Raw genomic sequence first — 15,530 nt, 5'->3', positions numbered from 1 at the left:
CTTTTGCATCGCGGCGCATGACAGCCAAAACCTGGCTGTTTGACCCTGAACCCCCCACGCTGCAGAACACGCAGGCGCATGAAGCATGTCGGCCGGCGAACCGTCAACCATTGTTCGAATCCGAGCGTCTCGATCGCTGTGATGCATAGCAATAAAATGTTGCTCAAACCTTCAAGTTCTCGGAAAGAAACGACCAGCGCAAGCTTATCCATTTAAACGCGGCCTCGAATTATTTCGGATTGCGCAACGTGAGCTTGACTATGGGCCGGAAATTGGCGAAATCGCTTGACCGCGCGCATCGCTTGGACATCATCCGTGACTTTAGTGATCCGGCGGAGTGGAGGCGCTCATGCGCGTGACGAGCGGAATTGGCAAACCCTTGACGATGCTTTGGCTGCTTGCCGCTGCGGCCGCTCTTGCAACCGCGGAAGCAAAGGCGGAGCAGATTGTCGGACCCTTCTGGGGGCTTCCATATCCTTACGGTTACGCTTATCCGTCGGCTCCCTGGCGGCAAAAACGGCATCCGGTTTGTGCGGGCTACGCCGAGGAAAACGGCTCCGGCCCCGCGCGGAAATGCGGCAAAGGCTTGTCCGTTAGATATTGAGCGCTCTCTCCGGCTGAAGAAGTGCGACCGTTTGCTTCGACCGCTCGCGGCGTCGGGGCGCGGCGAGATGTGGCGCGCGGCTTCGTTATCGTCGCGCTTGCGCCGGGTGCTAAGCTTCAGGTTTGTTTTTCAAGGTCAGGTTCCAGCGTCTTTAATCGAAGACGAAGGCGATAATGCCAAGATAAAGCTATTGCTCTATGTAAATTATCTGTTCAATGCGCGGGCATAGTTCGAGCTGAATGGTGCAGCTATAGTTGTTAGAAATGGTTAAGACGTAGCCTGTTCCTCGGAACTTCGACTTAACAATAGTTCAGTTTCGAATTTTATTTTGATTCAAATGGAACAAAACCTGCAGCAGAGGCATTGTTCTTCAGGCGTGACGTGACGAGTCGCGCGTCGTTCGACATTTCTGAGTGGCGTTATGGGGGGCAGGTATATGGGTAAGGCGAATGCAGTTCGTCTGACCGCGCCGGTGCGCGTACGTTTTGCGTCACTGGGAGCCCGGCGGTTCGGTCGTATTTTGATCGACGTTCTTCTTAGCCGCTCTTATTCGTGACGTGAGTGTTTCGAGGCTGGCAAGGGTAGCATAGCGATTTGATGCCGCGTAGGATTCGGGTGTCTAAGCCAACCTCACGCGCATTCCGCGCCAGCCACGCCCGCCATGACCGACACTACGATTCTGCCGTTCTCGTTTCCAGCCGTGGCTCGCAAGAAAGTCACAGCCGATTTCGACGGAGGCCGCCTCACGTCCGATGGCGGCGTCATGTTGCTGGCGCTGGCCGAACGTCGTCTGGGGATCGCCGATAGGCTTGCCCGCGCCTTTCCGGATCGGCGCGATCCGTCCCGGATCACGCACACGCTCGCCGACATGATCCGCGCGCGCGCCTTCGCCATCGCCTGCGGCTATGAGGACGCCGACGATCTCGACAGCCTGCGTGCCGATCCCGCGTTCAAGCTTGCCTGCGGAAGGTTGCCCGAGACCGGCGCCGATCTTTGTTCGCAGCCGACGCTGTCGCGGCTGGAGAACGCGCCTTCCCTGAAGGATGCGATCCGCCTGACCTATGCGCTCGTCGATCAGTGGATGGCGTCTTACGAACGCGAGCCTGCGTCCGTCATTCTGGACATCGACGACACCTGCGATGTCGTGCATGGCCATCAACAGCTGTCGCTGTTCAACGCGCATTATGACGAACGCTGCTTCCTGCCGATCCATGTCTACGACACCGAACGCAGCCGTCCGGTCGCGGTCGTCCTGCGGCCGGGCAAGACGCCGTCCGGCGTCGAAGTGCGCGCGCATCTGCGGCGTCTTGTGCGGCATGTCCGCAAGCGCTGGACCAAGACCCGCTTCACTTTCCGCGGCGACGGCCATTACGCCCGGCCAGAGGCGATGGCGTGGTGCGAGGACAATGGCGTCGATTACGTCTTTGGGCTGCCTGGCTCGAAGCCTCTGTCGAGGAAGGTCGATGACGCCGCCGACGCGATCCGTACCGAGCGCGCTGTCTCCGACAAGCCGGTCGTGCGCGATTATGCCGAGACGCGCCACAAGGCGAAATCATGGAGCCGCGAGCGGCGCGCCGTTGCTCGCATCGAGGCGACGACGCTCGGCCTCGACATCCGCTTCGTCGTCACCAATCTCGAACACGGCTCGCCCGAGTGGATCTACGACAGCCTCTATTGCGCGCGCGGGCAGGCCGAGAACCTGATCAAGTTGCACAAGACGCAGCTGGCGTCGGATCGCACGTCCTGCCGGTCCGCCGTCGCCAATCAGGTGCGCCTCGTGCTGCACACGGCTGCCTATTGGTTGATGCTGACAGTGCGCGACGCCATTCCCAAGGCCCGCGATCTGGCGAAGGCGGAGTTCGCGACCCTGCGGCTCCGGCTGATCAAGGTCGCGGCCAGAGTCGTCGAGACGGCCAGCCGTGTGCGCCTCGCCTTCGCTGCCTGTTGCCCAGAGGCCGATCTGTTCCGCGGGTTGCCCGGCGCGCTCTCCCCGCTCGGCCCGTAAGCGACGGGCCGTCCGCCCCTTCGTCCGTCCGTCCCCTCCAGCGCGTAATCAACAGTACCGATCCTCAGGCGGTGAAAAAGACGAACGGCGCCGCACGCCTGGAGTCAGCATCTCGCAAAAAGGCACGCAGACGCCCGTCGTCCTGAATAGGTCAGGTTAGCTCGCTGAGTTTCCTGATTGCCGAATTTCTCGGGAAAGGCGGCGCGGCCGTTCTGGGCAAGGGCGCGCTTCCGGCGGACCTCGTGCTCTTTTGCTGCGTTTGCGCCGTCGTCTATCTGAACACCGGTCTGCACACAGTGTCATGGCGCTTTGCCTCGGTCGCGGACTTTTTCGTGATGGCCCGCGACGTGCTGATCGCAGCGACGACCTTTACGGCGTTGAGCGTGTTGCTCGTCGGCCGCGATGCTTATTCCGCCCCTATCATCGCTGTTTTCATCATGATCACCCTCATGGGCGGGATGCGGGTCCTGTATCGCTCCCTTTGCGAAGGTGGCGTGAGGTTGTGGGCGCGCAAGGATGCGCTCGATGACGCCGGGCGCGGCCGGCCCGTCAACCTTCTCGTTTATGGCGCAACGTCCGAGACGGACGGTTTTCTGCGCTCGCTGAAATCGACCAGCGCTCAGGCCTTCAAGGTCGTGGGAATCGTCGACGATGATCCATCGAGCAGAGATCGTCGGGTCAGGGGCGTCAAGGTTCTCGGCGCCGTGGCGAACCTGCCCGAAATTCTCGAGCGCATGCCCTCCGGGATGGAGAGGCCGAAGCAACTCGTTCTGCCAGCCAGCGGATTGCCCCGTCAGAAGTTGCGCGAGATCGTCGACATGACGGCGGCGAGCGGCCTGAGAGCCGTGCGTCTTCCGACGGCTTGCGACCTTTTGCAAAAGGCGAATGAGGCTTTTGCTTTCGAGCCCGTGAAGGTCACCGACCTTTTGGGGCGTGAGCCCGTGGCGCTTCAACTCGAGACCATCGGGCAGCTCATCCACGGCAAGGCGGTGGTCGTGACCGGCGGCGGCGGGAGCATCGGTTCGGAGCTATGCCGGCGCCTGTTGAAGCGCAATCCGGCGAAGCTCATCATCATCGATCACAGCGAGTACAATCTCTTTCAGATCGAGCGCGAGCTTGCCGCTTCGGATCACGCGGGGGTCGTGCAGCCAATTCTGGCTTCCGTTCGCGACCGCGAGAAAATCGAGAAAATCTTTCGCGAGGCGAGCGTCGACCTGGTCTTCCACGCTGCGGCTTACAAACATGTCCCTCTGGTCGAGAGCAATCCGACCGAAGGCTTGCTGACGAACATGGTGGGGGCGTCCTACGTGGCCGATGCGGCCGCGGCCGTGGGCGCGGCCGCAATGATCATGGTTTCCACCGACAAGGCGGTCAAACCGAGCAATACGATGGGCATGTCCAAGCGGCTCGCGGAAGCCTACTGCCAGTCCATGGACATGCATTGTTCCCAGGCGGGCCGCCGCACGCGTTTCATGGTGGTCCGTTTCGGCAATGTGCTCGGTTCGAGCGGCTCGGTGGTGCCGATTTTCGAACAGCAAATCAAGCGCGGCGGCCCCGTCACCGTGACCGACAAGGAGATGACGCGCTATTTCATGACGATCCCCGAAGCGGTCGAGCTCGTGCTGCAAGGGGCGGCGTTTGGGGTCGATTACAAGGAATGGGCGGGCGCCATTCTCGTGCTCGACATGGGAGACCCCGTGCCGATCGTCGATCTGGCGCGTCGCATGATCTCGCTCGCGGGCCTCGTTCCCGACAAGGACGTTAAGATAGAATTCACCGGGATCCGAAGCGGCGAAAAACTTCACGAGGAACTTTTCGACGATAATGAGACATTAGAGACCACGGACGTTCCGGGCATCAGACTGGCGCGTTCTCACGTTCAGGAGTTGGCGCGCATGCGTGAACTTCGCGACAGTCTGGTCGCTCTCGGCCCGGCAGGAGACGCGGAAACCATGAACGCCATCATCCGTTCCGTGATTGATGGAGATTTCAACGTGCCGGCGCCTTTCGTTCAGAAGCCGAGGCGCGAGCGTGCAGCGAGCCTAAGTCCGCTTCTGCCGGCTCCCGGTTTCGCCGCGAGGAGCGTCGGCCGGCACCATGCGATGGGCAATCCAGGCGGTCGGCGAAGCCGCTAAGAAACAGATAGACTGCGGCCCTCGCGCGATATGTTTTCGTTCGAAGAAAAGATGAGATCCTGATTGATGGCGACGAACTTCGACATTTCCAATGTGCTCCCGATGCTGCGGCGAAATGCGAGGCTCATCACGGCTTGCTGTCTCGCCAGCGGCGCCCTCGGGCTCCTGTACGTCATGACGGCGACGCGGACGTACACCGCCACGGCGGAGATCCTCGTCGAGCAGCGGCAGATGCGCGCGTTGCGGGACGTCAGCACGCTGGCGAGCGGCGCCCCGCTCGATTCCGCGATCGTCGAGAGCGAAGCGGAGGTGCTTCGCTCGGAGGATGTCGCCCTCGCGGTCGTGAGGAAGTTGAAACTCGCGGATACGCCCGACGCCAAGCCGTCTCTGTGGAAAAGGCTCACCTCCTTCGTTTCGTCGGGCGGTTCGAGCCGGGTCGATCCCGTCAAGCAGCGTGAGCTCGAGGCGGCGAAGGTGCTCGACAAGAATCTTCGCGTGTCCCGCGCCACGCGCACGAATATTCTACAGATCGAATATGTCGCGCCTGATCCCGTCCGTGCGGCTGAGATCGCCAACGCTTTTGCCCAAGCCTATGTGGAACAGGAACTGAAGCGCCGTTCGGAGGCGATGCGGGGCGCGCAGGGCTGGCTGCAGAAGCGAGTGGAGGAACTCCATGGGCTGTCGATCGAAGCGGACAAGGCGGTTCAGAAGTTCAAGGCTGAACACAATTTGCTGTCATCCAAAGGCACGCTGATCACCGAACAGCAGACCAGCGAACTGACGTCCCAGTTGGTTGCGGAAGGCGCCGCCACTGCGCAGGCGCGAGCGCGTTACGAGCGCCTGAAGAGCATTATCGACAATCATCAGACAGACGCAGCCGTCACCGAGGCATTGAACAACAATGTAATGAGCGATCTGCGCACCAAATATCTCGAAGCGACGCGGCGAAAGATCGATTTGGAGCGCCGGCTCGGGCCAACCCACGGCGCCGTCGTCAACCAGCAACATACGGTCGACGAACTCAAGAATTTCCTGTTCCAGGAACTCGGGCGGATCGCAGACTCCTACCGTAACGAATATGAAATCGCGGCGGCTCGGGAAAAGGCGCTTGCCGGCAAGCTTGCGCAGTTGCAGGACAAGTCGTTGCTCGCCAACGACGCGCTGGTGCAGTTGCGCCATCTCGAACAGAACGCGGAGAACTACAAAACGCTCTATCAAAATTATGCGCAGATGTACGAGGAAGCCGTCCGGCAGAAGGGATTTCCTTTCACGACCGGACACGTCGTCGCGGAAGCGCATCCTCCGCTCAGCCCGACCCACCCGAGAAAGTCGATCATCCTGGCGGCGTGTCTCGGCGTCGGCGCCATGCTTGGTTTCGGCGCCGCGGTCATGCGCGAGTATTCTGATCGCGTATTTCGAACGGGAGCGCAGCTGCGCGAGGAATTGGGCGTCGACCTGATCGGAATGCTGCCAGATCTCACGGAGACGCCCGCGGATCCGGCCGCTCCTTCGCCGGGCAATCTGATGCGCTACGCCGTCGATAATCCCTTGTCCGGCTTCACCGAAACATTGCGATCCGTGAAAGTCGCCGCCGACCTGAAATTGACCGGCCGGCGCACGAAGGTCATCGGCGTAGTTTCGCTCCTGCCCGACGAGGGCAAAACGCTCATCGCCAAGAATTTCGCGAGCCTCCTTGCCTGGCAGGGCGGCAAGGCGCTGCTCGTCGATGCGGACCTGCGCAGTCAAAGCCTGACGCGCCATCTCAGGAGCGAAAGGCGAATTGCGTCCGTCTCCGCGCCGCATGGACTCTGGCGTGAGCCGGAGAGCGGGCTCTACGTCATGCCATGCAGCCAGTCCGCCAACGATTCGCGTATCGCGGAAGGACTGTCGCCGGAGGATTTGCGTCCATTCCTGCCAGGCGGCGAGCAGCCATTCGATTACATCGTGCTGGATCTCCCGCCGATGGGGCCGGTCGTCAGCGCACGCGGCCTCGCTCCGGCAGTCGACGCTTTCCTCCTCATTGTCAAATGGGGCTCGACGCCGCGCAACGCCGTGCGCGTCGCGCTGGAGAACGAACGCTACATCAAGGACAAGTTGCTGGGCGCCGTTCTCAACTATGTGTCGATGGAGGAGATCAGGCTTTACGAACGTCCCGACTCGGGCGAAAGCTATCACCTCAATTACAGCGTCTATTATTCGAACAATTCCGGCCGACGGCATGTGGCGTGACGCGCGCAGCGCGCGCGTTCGCGTCAACGAGGTGACGAAGTGAGCGTTCCATTTTTCCGGCCGGCGATCGGCGACGAGGAGGTCGAGGCCGTCGTTTCGGTTTTGCGATCGGGATGGTTGACGACGGGTCCGAAGACCCGGGAGTTCGAACAGAAGTTTTCCGAGTTTCTCGGCGGCGGCGTCGAGGCGGTGGCCGTGAATTCGGCGACCGCCGGATTGCATCTCGCCGTCGAGGCCTGCGGCATCGGGCCGGGCGATCGCGTTCTCGTGCCGACGCTGACCTTCACCGCCACCGCCGAAGTCGTTCGTTATCTCGGGGCCGAGGTGGCGCTCGTGGACGTCGACCCGGTCTCCTACACGATCGACCTCGCGGCGGCGGAACGGCTCCTGACGCCGAATTGCAAGGCGATCATGCCGGTGCATTTCGCAGGCTACCCCTGCGACATGGGGGCGGTGCTTGATTTCGCGCGCCGGCGCGGGCTGAAAGTCATCGAGGACGCGGCCCATGCGCTTCCCGCCGCCCGCGACGGCCGCCTGATCGGCGCCTGGGACACGGACGCCTGCGTCTTCAGCTTTTACGCCAACAAGACGATCACGACGGGCGAAGGCGGAATGCTCGTGACGAGGAACCCGGAGGTCGCCAAACGGGCGCGGGTCATGCGCACACATGGGCTGAGCTTCGATTCTTTCGACCGCTTCCGCAAGATCGGGGCGGCCTGGGCCTATGACATCGTCGCGCCCGGGTTCAAATACAACCTCACCGACGTCGCCTCGGCGCTAGGGGTGGTCCAGTTGTCGAAGGCCAATGCGTTGCAGGCGCAACGGCAAAAAGCGGCGATGAGGTATATCGAACTGCTGGAGGGGCTGCCGCTCGACTGCCCGAGCGCCGCGCCGTCCGGGTCGCTGCATTCCTGGCATATTTTTCCCGTGCGCATTCATGAACGCGCGCGGGCGACGCGCGACGACGTCATCGGCGCGTTGACCGCCGCAGGCGTCGGGTCGTCGGTGCACTATCGTCCGCTGCATCAGATGACGTACTGGCGCGAGCTCTGTCCCTCGAAGGCGGGAGATTTTCCCGTCGCCGACAGATATTTCGCCGGCGCCGTGACCTTGCCGCTGTTTCCCGGGATCACCGACGAGGAACTCGATCGGGTCGTCGGCGTTTTGAGAGAAGCGCTGGCCTGACCGGTCCGAACCCTGCGCCTGCGACGATTTCCTGGCTGTCCGGTCGGGACTTCTGGCCGTGCGCTGTGGCGCGTCGGCAACAGCTCGCAGGTCTCCGTGTCCCGACTGCGCTGCAACCACAGTTTCGCCACAGGACGCTCGTCAGATCGAGAGGTGCTCTCCTTGGGCATTTCCTCCCTGACCTTGGGCCGCTGGACAACCGGCGGCTCCTTTTTTGCGGCCTGCGCCGCAGTGGACAGAAGGACCGCCGCACGGCATAGAAAGAGCCCAGACGGCGGCGAGGGGCGATGGGCGCCGCGCAAGTCTGTCCTGATTGGGCGCTGCGGCCCGTGTTCCGCAGGGATTGCACATCAACCACGAAGGGACGTCTGAATGCGGATCTTTTTCTGGCTCTCGGCTCTATCGGCGCTGCTGGTCGTTTCGTCGGCCTCGGCCGAAGGCACCGCCGCCCAGCGCGCCGCCTGCGAAGCGGACGCCTATCGCTTCTGCGAGGCCCAGGTGCCGGACGAGATCGCGATCGAGAAGTGCCTGCGCGCGAATATAGGTTCGCTGAGCCCCGCATGCCGCGCCGAACTCGGCGGCGGCGACGGCGGCAAGAAGCGCAAACACTGATTGTGAGCGGCGGGGACGATGGGCGTCGTCCCCGCTCGCCGGCGCAGAGCGGCGGAGCCGGGCGCTCAGCCGGTCGCCTTCGGGCGTCAGGAGTCCCCCCCCCTGAAGAACGCGGCTCACGCGGGGCTTGTTTGATTTTCTGACTTTTCCGGCTGGGCGAAGGCGCGGAGGAGGAAGGCGCACAAAAGCGCGAGCCATTTGAGCAGGCGCCGGAAGTTGTATCCGGCTGCGGCGAAGACGGCGCTGGCGGCGTCGCCGGTCGTATGGGCGAGGAAATTGCGGCCCATGCGGTGATCGGCCTTCAAATGTCCGATGACCGGTTCGACGGCGGAGCGTCGCCGCAACTCGCGCTTGATCGTCGCGCCGATCTGTCGCTCCATCTCCGGCATCGCCACGGCCAGCGTGTGACCGTCATAGGGCGCGCCCGCCAGCGCCTTCACATGCGTGACGAACTGGCCGCCCTTCGAGGCGCGCAGCGTGGTCGCCCCCGACGCCTTGACGGCGAATCCAGCGCTCGCACAGGGCTTCGTCGGAGAGGTCGCGCATGCGCTTCAAGATCGCGAGCCCGGCCATCAACCGCGTCGAAGCGCTGCTCGAGAAAACCCCAGCCGATCGCCGCGGCGAGCTTCGGCAGCGGACGCCCCATGTCGACAGTCTGATCGAGCCGCGAGCGAAACACATCCTTCCGCCCGCTATCCCGCCGCTCCTTCGGCCGCATCGCGACTCTCCCTCGCCGATATCGAGGAGAGGACAGGTTCACAACAAACGCCGCCGATCAATTTGCAAGGAAACCGATCCAAACACAGGCGAAGCTTGCGAAAACGATTACGTCGACTGCGCCGAAAACCCCCTCACATCAGAGCCTTCCGAGTTGTTCACGGACGACGAAGCCGCCGTCTCCAGCGATGCGCAGCCGCATAACTTCAACCGCCGCCGCGGAACGAAGCGCTGCGATCAATCGGCTTGGAAAAGGACATGAGAATGACGCCCGCCCCGATTCGGGAATCCGGCTACATGTTGGCTACACGTTTATGAGTTCACGTCCTAGCGTGGTTATGCCTGCGTCGTTTAAAATTGCCACAAAGCGCTCAATGTCAGCGCCTTCATAGCCTATTGTAAAAACAACGCTCTTTTGTCTCGCCCGCGATCACCATAATACAACTTGTCTCACGCTGGTTAACAAATTCACTCGCATTGCGGCCACCCCGGCGCGCGCTTCTCCAGAAAGGCCGCGATCCCTTCTTTCGCGTCCTGCGCCAACATATTCTCGACCATCACGGCGCTCGCCAGCTCATAGGCTTCCGCGAGCGGCTGTTCGCGCTGGGCGTAAAACGCCGCCTTGCCGAAGCGGATCGCTTGCGGCGACTTCGCCGCGATGAGACGCGCCAGCGCCAGCGCGCCGGCGCGCGCGCCTTCCGGGGCCAGCCGGTTGACGAGGCCGATGCGCAGCGCCGCCTCCGCGCCGATGGGCGCGCCGGTCAGCAGCATCTCCATCGCATGTTTGGGCGCGACGTTGCGGGAGAGCGCGACAGCGGGCGTCGAACAGAAAAGGCCGATGTCGACGCCCGGCGTGCAGAACCGCGCGCCTGGGCCGGCCACGGCGAGGTCGCAGCTCGCGACGAGCTGGCAACCGGCGGCGGTCGCCATCGCGTCGACGGCGGCGACGACCGGTTGCGGCAGGGCGACGATCTTTTGCATCAGCGCCGAGCAGGCGCGCATCGTCTCCTCGAAGAAGGCGCGGCCGCGATCGGGGTCGTTGCGATGGGCGGTCAGCTCTTTGAGGTCATGGCCGGCGCAAAAGGCCGGTCCCTCCGCCTGCAGGACGACCGCGCGGATGTCTGCGCGACGCGAGACGGCGTCGACGCGCTGGGTCAGGGCGGCCAGCATCGCAAGGGAGAGGGCGTTGCGCGACGCCGGGGCGTTCAGGGTCAGAACCGCGACGCGGTCCGCTTCCTCGACAGCGACGCGCGCGTCGGTTTCCCGCTGGGAGCTCATCGAGACAATCCTGGCTCATGCGGCCGTCGCCCGCCGTCGGCGGATTTTCTCGACGCGGGATCAGCGAAAAAACGGCCGCCGAAATCCTTTGTTCCCGGCCGCCGATGGAATCAATACAGCCCGCCCGTGCCGCTGCCGACCTGCTGGTCGACGTCGCGCGGCGTGCTGAGCTGGCGCGGGCCGCCGCCGCCGCCGCCGGCGGAATAGGAGTCTGGCGGCGCCGTGCCGGGCTTGAAGGCCTCCAGGATAGTGCCCTGGCCCGAGGAGCGCAGGCCGGAACGCGGATCGACGGAGATCAGCTTGATTCCCGGCGGCACCCGGAAGGGGGTGTCAGGCTTGTCCTTCAGCGCGACCGTCATGAAGTCGCGGAAGATCGGCGCGGCGAAAAGGGCCGCCTGCGCGTGGCTGCCCATGGAGCGCGGCCGGTCGTAGCCGATGTAGACGCCGACGGCGAGATCGGGCGAGAAGCCGACGAACCAGAGATCCTTCGCGTCGTTGGTCGTGCCCGTCTTCCCGGCGAGATGCTTGCCGACCGACTTGATCGAAACGCCCGTGCCGCGCTGGATCACGCCCTCCATGATGGAGGTGATCTGATAGGCGGTGAGGGGATCGAGCACCTGCTCCCGCTTGTCGATCAGCTTGGGCTCATTCTGATTGTCCCATTTGGCGGCGTCGCAGCCGAGGCATTGCCGCTCGTCGTGGCGGTAGATGGTCTTGCCCCAGCGGTCCTGCACGCGGTCGATCAGCGTCGGCTTGATGCGCTTGCCGCCGTTCGCCAGCATGGAGTAGCCGGTGACCATCTTGAGCAGCGTGGTTTCGCCGGCGCCCAGGGACAGGGAGAGATAGGGGCCCATGTCGTCGTAGATGCCGAAGCGCTTGGCGTATTCCGCAATGAGCGGCATGCCCACGTCCTTGGCGAGACGCACGGTCATCATGTTCTTCGAGTGCTCGATGCCGTAGCGCAGCGGATGCGCGCCGGTTCCGTGGCCGCCCTCGAAGTTTTCCGGCGTCCAGTAGCTGCCGTCGGGCTGCTGGATGGAGATCGGCTCGTCGAGGATCGACGACGACGGCGTGTAGCCGTTGTCCAGCGCCGTGGCGTAGACGAAAGGCTTGAAGGCCGAACCCGGCTGACGCAGCGCCTGCGTCGCCCGGTTAAACTCCGACTGATCGAAGGAGAAACCGCCGACCATGGAAAAGACGCGGCCCGTATAGGGGTCCATGGCCACCATGGCGCCGGAGATTTCCGGAATCTGGCGCAGGCGGTAGCGTCCCGGATTGCCGGCCATGGGCTCGACATAGATCACGTCGCCGACAGACAACGCGCTTCGCGGGCTGCGCCCGGTCCAACGCATGCCTTCCGCCGTGAGCAGGCCCGTCTCGCGCTCGCGCGCCACTTCGCCCGACGCCTCGCGGCCGGGCTGGAGGCCGATGCGGGCGCCGGCGTCGTTCACATCCAGCACCACGGCGAGGCGCCAGGGCTTGATGTCGCCCAGCGCCGGAATGGCTGCGAGCGTAACGCCCCAATCAGACGAGACGTCGATGTGATTCATCGGACCGCGGAAGCCATGCGCCTCGTCGAAGCGCACGAGGCCGTCGGCGAGCGCCTTGCGCGTCCAGGCCTGCATCTTCGGGTCGAGCGTGGTGCGCACCGAGAGCCCGCCTTCGTAGAGCCCCTTCTCGCCATAGCGCCCGAGCAGCTCGCGGCGCACTTCCTCGGCGAAATAGCCGGCGACATAGGTGTTGGGCGACAGCGCGCGGGGATTGACGCCAAGCGGCTCGGCCTTAGCCTTCTCCGCCTCCTCATGCGTCACGACGCCATCGGCCTCCATGCGGTCGATGACGTAATTGCGGCGCTCGATGGCGCGATCGCGGTGCTGGAAGGGGTGGTAATTGTTCGGCCCCTTGGGAAGGGCCGCCAAATAGGCGGCTTCCGCGAGCGTCAGCTCGTTGACGGATTTGTTGAAATAATTGAGCGCGGCCGCGGCGACGCCGTAGTTGCCGAGGCCGAGGTAAATCTCGTTGAGATAGAGTTCGAGGATGCGTTCCTTCGAATAGGCGGCCTCGATGCGGAACGAGATCAGCGCCTCGCGGATCTTGCGGTCGATGGATCGCTCGTTGCCGACGAGGAAGTTCTTGGCGACCTGTTGGGTGATGGTCGAGGCGCCCTGCACATGGCGGCCGCCCTGGGCGAGCACCATCACCGCGCGGGTCACGCCCTCGGGGTCGATGCCGTTGTGGGAGTAAAAATTCTTGTCTTCGGCCGAGATGAAGGCCTGTTTCACCAGCGCGGGAATGGCGGAGCTCGGCAGGAAGAGGCGACGCTCGCGGGAATATTCCGCGAGAATCGAGCCGTCGCCGGCGTGCAGGCGCGTCGTGACCGGAGGCTCGTAATTCCTCAGTTGCGCCGTGTCAGGAAGATCTTTCGAATAGTAGTAGATCAATGTCGCGGCGGCGACGGCGCCGATCAGGAAGACGATCGCGCCGGTCGCGAAGACAAAGCCGATGAACCTTGCGAGAAGTCGCATGAAAATCTTCCTCTCAGCGGGGCGCGGGGAACTCCGCGGCGTTCCGCCTGCTCCGTATATGGCGCCGGCGCGTCCCGTTCGCACGGACCGGCCTCGGACTCCGCGCGACAGGCGGCGCTTCGCCGTCTCGCGCCGATATTTTTAAGGGATCGATCCTGTCTGGAACGGAAAGTCCTTCCGTCGATCCGCCGGCTTTGCTTTAACACCGCCGACGCCGCCCGATCCAGTGGCTTTTGGCCTATCGTCGCCGCGCCGGAACGGCCGTCTGGCGACGCGCCTCGCGCCGACAAATGACGCGATTTTGTGTTTTATTGTGGGCGCTGCGTCTGCGCCGGGCCGCGCGCCTCCCGCGACCTTGCGGCAAAAAACGCCTCGATCGCCTCCGCCGTTTTGCCGGCCGCGCGGTCGCGCCACTCCGGCGAGGTCAGGCGGGCGAGATCCCTTTCGCTCGACAGATAGCCAAGTTCCAGCAGCACGGACGGAATGTCGAAGGATTTCAGCACGACGAAGCCGGCTGAGCGCGCAGGGTTCTTGTTCAGGCTGCCGGCTTCCTTCCAGCGGGAGATGAGCGCCTGCGAAAACTGCGCGCTATAGGCGCGGGTCTCCCGTTGGGCGAGATCGAAGAGAATGTCGCCGACCTGTTCGACGTCTTCCTTGGCTTCGAGGCCAGCGGCCTGGTCCGCGAGGTTTTCCTTCTCCGCGATGCGGGCGGCCTCGGCGTCGGAGGCCTTGGCCGAGACCGTATAGACCGTGGCGCCCTCGACATGCCCCTCCGCCAGCGTGTCGGCGTGGATCGACAGGAACAGCGCCGCATTGTTGCGGTGGGCGATGCGCACCCGCTCCGCGAGCGGCAGGAACACGTCCTCGCTGCGCGTCAGCACGGGCTTCAGCCGGCCGCCCGCCTCGATCTTGGCGAAGAGCGCCCGCGCGAATTCGAAAACGATCGCCTTCTCCTGCTCGCCATGTTTGCCGCTCGCGCCCATGTCCACGCCGCCGTGGCCGGGGTCGATCACGACGACCGGCTTGTCCGAGGGCGCCGGGGCGGCGGCCTGCGCGGGGGCGGGCGGCGGCGGGACGATGGCCGGCGCGGCGGCGGCCGCGGCCGCGTTGAACCGCGCCTCGTTCGTCGGCGCCAGCTCCAGGATGAGGCGCGCGCCGTCGCCCGCGGGCTCGCACTCGGCGCGCAGGATCCGCGCCGGCGCGGCGAGATCAACGACAACGCGCGAGCGTCCTGGCGCGAACAGGCCGTAGCGATAGGATTTTATGATTTTGGAAGCCCCCGCGGCGCGTCCCTCCTTCGGATCGATGCGAAAAGCGACCTCGGGCAGGTCGACGACAATGCGCGGCGGATCCGCCACCGGACGGGCGTCGGGCTTCACCGCGCCGGTCATCTCGAAAACGAGGCGCGAATGGTCGGCCAGCGTTTCGACCCGGCTGGCCACGGCCGACACCGGCTGCGGTCCCTCAGAGAGGGCCGGCCCCGCAAGGAGGCCGCCCAGAGCCGCCGCGCCGGCGCAAATCAGGCGTTTCCGGCGGAGAGGCGATAGTCGCATGGCCCCGATCCTGCTGAATTCCGTCAATGGAAGCACAGTGTATAAACGATTTTGTAAGAGCGTCTCTTAAGGGATCGTTAGTTTCCCCACAACTTCCCGTCGCGGGCCCCGGGGGTGTGGCCACGCGCAATAGTCGTCTCGCGGCGCTTGCGCGCGCCGCAGGCGCCCGTTATGAAGAAGGAGCGCTCTGTGGGAATCCGCTGGCGCAGCCCGGCGCCGGGGCGCTTTGCTCTCAGGGCCGATGGATTTCCAAGATGGGCTGACGTCTTCCGTCACGCGCGGCCTCGCGCCCGTTGTGACGCATACTCGCCGCCTTCGGGCGTCGCGAAAGGTTTTTTGACGATCTCATGGCCAGGACCATGATAAGAGCAACAGCGAAGGTCCGCCTCGCCCGGTTCGTCCGCGCGATGCAGGCCCGCTCGGGTCGCGCGCGTCTCGGTCCCTTCCATCCGGGTCGCGACGGTGAAAATGGTCGCGTCCGCGGTCGTCAGTTCGTTCGGTCGTCCGCCGCAGTCTCCGGCCCGCGCCGGCCTGCGACGGAAAGACCAGCCGATCTGTCCGCCGGCCATCGCGCCGGTCAGAGTGTCCGAGGCCCCTGGCCTTTCCCCCTTTCTCCGACAACACGCGCTCGCGCCTGCGGGCAGCGCCGATCTGCGGCCGCCGCGTCCCTGAAGGGACGACGGCGCG

Annotated in this window: 9 protein-coding genes and 1 pseudogene; 6 read left to right on the top strand and 4 right to left on the bottom strand. The window is 64.2% G+C overall.

Annotated elements, in window-relative coordinates:
• Positions 1-1,265: 1,265 nt before the first annotated feature.
• The 5 genes from ACV959_RS15590 to ACV959_RS15570 all read left to right on the top strand — a co-directional run bounded on the left by ACV959_RS15590 (position 1,266) and on the right by ACV959_RS15570 (position 8,770).
• A complete protein-coding gene (locus ACV959_RS15590) occupies positions 1,266-2,609 on the top strand; it encodes an IS1380 family transposase (protein ID WP_475736692.1) in 1,344 nt (447 codons plus the stop codon).
• A 242-nt stretch (positions 2,610-2,851) separates the two neighbouring features.
• Complete coding sequence (locus tag ACV959_RS15585; RefSeq protein ID WP_475737476.1) at positions 2,852-4,744, top strand: polysaccharide biosynthesis protein; 1,893 nt, start codon at positions 2,852-2,854, stop codon at positions 4,742-4,744.
• Positions 4,745-4,810: 66 nt separating this feature from the next.
• The gene (locus ACV959_RS15580; RefSeq protein ID WP_475737475.1) at positions 4,811-6,973 is read left to right on the top strand and encodes a Wzz/FepE/Etk N-terminal domain-containing protein; all 2,163 of its coding nucleotides are present in this window, start codon (positions 4,811-4,813) and stop codon (positions 6,971-6,973) included.
• Between the two features lie 39 nt (positions 6,974-7,012).
• On the top strand, positions 7,013-8,158 hold the full coding sequence (locus ACV959_RS15575) for a DegT/DnrJ/EryC1/StrS family aminotransferase (RefSeq protein WP_475737474.1): 1,146 nt from the start codon (positions 7,013-7,015) through the stop codon (positions 8,156-8,158).
• A gap of 372 nt (positions 8,159-8,530) precedes the next feature.
• On the top strand, positions 8,531-8,770 hold the full coding sequence (locus ACV959_RS15570) for a hypothetical protein (RefSeq protein ID WP_475737473.1): 240 nt from the start codon (positions 8,531-8,533) through the stop codon (positions 8,768-8,770).
• Positions 8,771-8,886: 116 nt separating this feature from the next.
• On the opposite strand, the pseudogene ACV959_RS15565 reads toward ACV959_RS15570, so the two are convergent.
• Positions 8,887-9,276, bottom strand: a pseudogene (locus ACV959_RS15565) (IS5/IS1182 family transposase); the annotation flags it as partial.
• 38 nt (positions 9,277-9,314) lie between these two features.
• Here ACV959_RS15565 and ACV959_RS15560 point away from each other — a divergent pair.
• The gene (locus ACV959_RS15560; protein WP_475737472.1) at positions 9,315-9,749 is read left to right on the top strand and encodes a hypothetical protein; all 435 of its coding nucleotides are present in this window, start codon (positions 9,315-9,317) and stop codon (positions 9,747-9,749) included.
• 206 nt (positions 9,750-9,955) lie between these two features.
• On the opposite strand, the gene ACV959_RS15555 is transcribed toward ACV959_RS15560, so the two are convergent.
• The 3 genes from ACV959_RS15555 to ACV959_RS15545 all read right to left on the bottom strand — a co-directional run bounded on the left by ACV959_RS15555 (position 9,956) and on the right by ACV959_RS15545 (position 14,741).
• Positions 9,956-10,765 (bottom strand): enoyl-CoA hydratase, encoded by an 810-nt coding sequence (locus ACV959_RS15555; protein ID WP_475737471.1) that lies wholly within the window; start codon positions 10,763-10,765, stop codon positions 9,956-9,958.
• A gap of 110 nt (positions 10,766-10,875) precedes the next feature.
• On the bottom strand, positions 10,876-13,290 hold the full coding sequence (locus ACV959_RS15550) for a penicillin-binding protein 1A (RefSeq protein WP_475737470.1): 2,415 nt from the start codon (positions 13,288-13,290) through the stop codon (positions 10,876-10,878).
• Positions 13,291-13,598: 308 nt separating this feature from the next.
• Positions 13,599-14,741: an N-acetylmuramoyl-L-alanine amidase gene (locus tag ACV959_RS15545; protein ID WP_475737469.1), complete on the bottom strand. Its 1,143-nt coding sequence runs from the start codon at positions 14,739-14,741 to the stop codon at positions 13,599-13,601.
• Positions 14,742-15,530 lie beyond the last annotated feature (789 nt).

It is taken from the genome of Methylocystis sp. Se48, assembly GCF_056269425.1.
Note: the sequence above shows the minus strand (reverse complement) of the source record. Positions and strands in the feature narration are given on the sequence as shown.

Coding starts and splice junctions, on each gene's coding strand:
- ACV959_RS15570 (WP_475737473.1), top strand. CDS start 8,531: ATGCGGATCTTTTTCTGGCTCTCGGCTCTATCGGCGCTGCTGGTCGTT.
- ACV959_RS15550 (WP_475737470.1), bottom strand. CDS start 13,290: ATGCGACTTCTCGCAAGGTTCATCGGCTTTGTCTTCGCGACCGGCGCG.
- ACV959_RS15580 (WP_475737475.1), top strand. CDS start 4,811: ATGGCGACGAACTTCGACATTTCCAATGTGCTCCCGATGCTGCGGCGA.
- ACV959_RS15555 (WP_475737471.1), bottom strand. CDS start 10,765: ATGAGCTCCCAGCGGGAAACCGACGCGCGCGTCGCTGTCGAGGAAGCG.
- ACV959_RS15590 (WP_475736692.1), top strand. CDS start 1,266: ATGACCGACACTACGATTCTGCCGTTCTCGTTTCCAGCCGTGGCTCGC.
- ACV959_RS15560 (WP_475737472.1), top strand. CDS start 9,315: ATGCGCTTCAAGATCGCGAGCCCGGCCATCAACCGCGTCGAAGCGCTG.